The sequence below is a fragment of the Rhabdothermincola sp. genome (assembly GCF_036846205.1).
Lineage (GTDB): Bacteria > Actinomycetota > Acidimicrobiia > Acidimicrobiales > Acidimicrobilacustridaceae > Rhabdothermincola.
In genome coordinates, this window is sequence record NZ_DAIUCK010000187.1 from 1 (window position 1) to 1,636 (window position 1,636).

The 1,636-nt window shown below is 74.9% G+C and carries 2 protein-coding genes; both read left to right on the forward strand.

The annotated features are described in order from the left end of the window. Positions 1–1,072 (forward strand): electron transfer flavoprotein subunit alpha/FixB family protein (locus V7004_RS15780; protein WP_334145224.1); only part of this gene is annotated, 1,072 nt, incomplete at its 5' end. Between the two features lie 5 nt (positions 1,073–1,077). Then, a complete protein-coding gene (locus tag V7004_RS15785; RefSeq protein WP_334145226.1) occupies positions 1,078–1,563 on the forward strand; it encodes a PaaI family thioesterase in 486 nt (161 codons plus the stop codon). Positions 1,564–1,636 lie beyond the last annotated feature (73 nt).

Sequence of the window (1,636 nt, forward strand, 5' to 3'; positions counted from 1 at the left end):
GGCCGGCATCGTGCTGGAGGGGGAGGTCGCCGAGCAGGTCGCGACCCTGCTCGCGCACCTGCGCGACCGGGGGGCGCTCGAGCCGGGCACCTTCTCCGCCGAGCGCGATGAGGTGGTGCCGGAGCCGGGGGGCGACGGTCCGATCGTCGCCGTGGTGCTGGAACCACGCCGCGACCGCCTGGCGCGGGAGCTGCTGGGTGGGGCGGCCCGCCTGGGCGCGCCGATCGGGGGCCGGGTGGTGGCGGTGGCGCCCGAACCGGTGGACCAGCGGCTGGTGGCGAGCTGGGGCGCCGACGAGGTGGTGACCATCCGGGGCGCGGCAGCGGAGGAGGACGTGGCCCCGGCCACGGTGGCCTGGGCGCGGGAGACCGAGCCCTGGGCCATCCTCACCGGCTCCACCGCCTGGGGCCGGGAGGTGGCGTCGCGGGTCGCGGCCCGGCTCGGTGCCGGCCTCACCGGCGACGCGGTGGGCCTGGCCGTCGAAGGTGGACGTCTCGTGGCGTGGAAGCCGGCGTTCGGTGGCAGCCTGGTGGCGGCCATCACCGCGTCCTCTCCGGTGCAGATGGCCACCGTGAGGCCCGGGGTGCTCGGGTTGTCGGTGCCCCGGGCCGGGCGTGACGTGCCGGCGCGGACCATCGAGGTCCAGCCCCGCGGCCGGGTCACCGTCACCAGCCGTCGCCGGGAGGACGACATCGACGCGCTCGCCGTCGCCGAGATGGTGATCGGCGTCGGCCAGGGGGTCGATCCCTCCGAGTACGGCAGGCTCGACGGTCTGATGAAGCTGCTCGGCGCCGAGCTGGCCGCGACCCGCAAGGTCACCGACCAGGGGTGGTTGCCGCATGCCCGCCAGATCGGGATCACCGGGCACGCCATCTCGCCGCGCCTGTACCTCGCGCTCGGCACCAGCGGGAAGTACAACCACACCGTCGGGGTGCGCAGCGCCGGGACCATCGTGGCCGTGAACCCCGACCGGCAGGCGCCGATCTTCGGGTTCGCCGACATCGGGCTGGTGGCCGACTGGCGGGAGGTGGTCGCCGAGATGGAGCGCCAGCTCTCGGCCGAGCTGGTGTAGCGGCCGTGTCCTACCGCGACGACCCGGAGCTCATGGCGCGGCTGTACGAGTCGTTCCGCGCCACCCCGCTGCACGCGCTGCTCGGCATCGACTACGTGGACGGGGATCAGCCTGACGGCACGGTGGTGGTCTCGATGCCTGTGCGACCCGAGGCCTACGGAGCCAGCGGCAACCTCCACGGGGGGGCCATCGCCACCCTGATCGACGTCGCTGCCGCCACCGCCGCAGCCCGTGAGAGCGCGTTCGTTCCCGGTGTGAACACCCTCGTCACCGCCGACCTGCACGTGCGGTACCTGGGGCGGCCCACGGGGGACATGGTCTACGCCCGTGCTCACGTGGTGCGGGCCGGGCGGCAGCTCATCGTCGTGGAGTGCCGGGTGGTCGACGGGGAGGACCGGGTGATCGCGGTGGCGGACTTCTCGAGCATGGTCGTGCCCCTGCGGGAGCCGCTGCCCGGTGCCGCGCACGACCCGGCATCGCCCGAGCTCTGAACGTGCCGGGCCGGTGAGGGCGCGGTGAGCACGGCGCGAGCCGCGACCCGGCGGCGGGTCGCGGTCCTGGGGG